A 2368-nucleotide genomic window follows, 5' to 3' on the forward strand; every position below is an offset into this window, starting at 1 on the left:
AGCAGGGCGAGCTGACGCTCAAGGCGGCCAACCTCGACAACAGGGCCGGCAAGGTGTCTGCCCTCAACGGCGGCGCCATCCTGGAAACCGCCGCCAATGGCCGCCTCGACAACCGCGACGGCGCGCTCTTCGCCCAGCAGGCGTTGCATATCAGCGCCAAGGACCTGGACAACCGCGCCGGCCAGATCAGCGCCCGGCAGATCGAGCTGGAGCTGGGGGGCGCCCTGGACAACCGCCAGGGCCTGATCGAAAGCCGCAGCACCCTGGCCACCACCGCCGCCAGCCTGGACAACCAGCGTGGGCAACTGCGAGCCCTGGGCCTGGCCAGCAAGACCCGGTTCAGCATCGCAGGCACCTTCGACAACCGCGATGGCTCTCTGGAAACCGCCAACCACGACCTGGCCTTCGACGCCGGCGGCTTCAACAACCGTGGCGGCAGCCTGCTGCACAGCGGCAGCGGGGTGTTCGGCATTTCCATGGCCAACCTCGAAGACGTCGGCGGCCGCCTGAAGACCGCCGGCCAGCTGACCCTGGAAGCCGAGCGCTGGACCAACAGCAGCTCGATCCAGGCCGACCAGTTGCGGGTCAAGGTCGACCACCTGACCCAGACCGCCGATGGCCAGCTCCTGGCAAGCACCGGCCTGACCGGCAGCGGCAGCCACTGGAGCAACGACGGCCTGATCGGTAGCGACGCCGCGCTCAACCTCGACCTGAGCGGCAACTACGCCGGCCAGGGCCGTCTGAGCAGCATGGGTCAACTGGACCTGCACGCCGCCCAACTGGACCTGACAGACAGCGCCAGCATCGCCGGCGGTGCCAACAGTACCCTGCAGATCGATGGTGCGCTGAACAGCGCCGGGCGCATCACCGCCAGCCAGAAATTGCAGCTCAACGCCGCCAGCATCCACAACCTCGGCACCCTGGGCAGCGGCGCAGACCTGAGCCTCACTGCTGCCACCCTGGTCAACGACCATGGCCTGATTTCCAGCGGCGGCAATCTGCAGCTGCTGACCACAAGCTTCACCAACCGCTACGCCCAGGTGTACAGCCTGGGCACCGCGCTGATCGCCAAGGACGACCAGCAAACCCGCGCCGACCTGCTGGACAACCGCTCCGGGGATATCGAAAGCCTGGGCAAGCTGACCATCGCCGCCAGCACCCTCAACAACGTCATGGACGTGCTGCAGTACACCGAACACGAAAAGAGCGCGGCCAGCATCACCCGCCTGTCCTGCACCCTGATCCCCGGCGCCGGCTGCGACGACCGCGGCGGCGGCCGCATCAACGGCCTGTGGGAAGTGGCCGAAACCGACCGCCTGCGAGTGACCGACAGCAGCGCCGCCGCCAGCCTCAACAGCGGCGCCGACCTGCAGATCGACACCCAGACCCTGACCAACACCAGCAGCCTGATCACCGCGGCCGGCGACATCAACATCAAGGCCCAGACCGTCCACAACCAGGGCTTGCAGCCCCAGGAAATCACCACCCTGCGGCGCTACTGGAGCTTCGTCAACGAAACCGGCACCGCCGCTGCCCGCGCCGCCGCGTTCAATGCTCGCAACAACCCGACGCCTTCGAGCAGCTTCGCCTCCGACCTTAGCGCCTTCATTGCCTGGACCGGGGTGATGCTGTCCTCCAGCAGCAAGGTGGTGGACGGCGACCAATCCTTCGCCGCCACCATCCAGGCCGGTGGCAAGGTCAACCTCAAGGCCGACCAGACCCTCGACAACAGCGTGATCCGCTCCTTCTACGAGTATGTCGGCGCCGGCAAGACCCTGACCGACACCGGCGTCGGCAACGGTTACTCGACGCCGATCCGGATCAACCCACAACTGCCCCCGGAACTGGCCCAGCAACAGGTCAACCCCCTGGAGTTGCCGGGCTTCAGCCTGCCCACCGGCGGCAACGGCCTGTTCCGCCTCAGCGGTCAGGGCAGCGCCTTGGCCCAGGCCCCGACGCCTGCGCAGATCGCCGGCCTGCCGGACGCCGCGAGCCTGTCCCGGCCGCACAAGTACCTGATCGAAACCAACCCGGCGCTGACCAGCCTCAAGCAGTTCATGAGCTCGGACTACCTGCTGTCCAACCTCGGCTACAACCCGGACGACAGTGCCAAGCGCCTGGGAGATGGTTTCTACGAACAGAAACTGATCCAGCAAGCCATGGTCGCTCGCACCGGCCAACGCTTTATCGACGGCCAGGACAGCAACGAAAAGCTCTTCAAGCACCTGATGGACAACGCGCTCCAGAGCAAGCAACAGCTTGACCTGTCGGTGGGCGTAACCCTGACCGCCGAACAAGTCGCCGCCCTGACCCACGACATCGTCTGGCTGGAAAGCCATGAACTGAATGGTGAACAGGTACTGGTGCC

At 66.3% G+C, this 2368-nt stretch carries 1 pseudogene; it reads left to right on the forward strand.

The annotated features are described in order from the left end of the window. Positions 1 to 2368: pseudogene (locus U873_RS0133175) on the forward strand (filamentous hemagglutinin); the annotation flags it as partial.

This window comes from Pseudomonas sp. PH1b (genome assembly GCF_000633395.1).
Taxonomy (GTDB): domain Bacteria; phylum Pseudomonadota; class Gammaproteobacteria; order Pseudomonadales; family Pseudomonadaceae; genus Aquipseudomonas.